Annotated in this window: 1 protein-coding gene; it reads left to right on the forward strand. The window is 73.9% G+C overall.

The window, feature by feature from the left end; translation table 11 throughout:
- Window positions 1-43: 43 nt before the first annotated feature.
- Window positions 44-245: hypothetical protein (locus tag ACPYOG_RS20305; protein ID WP_481295885.1), on the forward strand; the 202-nt coding region annotated here is incomplete at its 3' end.

Genomic DNA, 245 nt, shown 5'->3' on the forward strand with positions numbered 1-245 from the left:
GGCCTGCACCTGAGCTGATCGGCGTCGCGATCGGATGCCGTCAGTGGGCGTCCGGCGGCTCCCCGGCTGCCCCGCTCTCGACGGTTTCCGCGGCTTCGTCATCGTCGGCGCCGGCGACTCCGGGACCGGGGCCGGGGCGGACGACGGCATCCTCGGCGATGTCGATGCGGGTGTTGCCGTCGTGCTCGCTCACCTCGATGCGCGGCGCGGCATCGCGCTCGGTGGAACCTTCGGCGCGCAGCAGC

This window comes from Leifsonia sp. HAY1-4F, assembly GCF_056755275.1.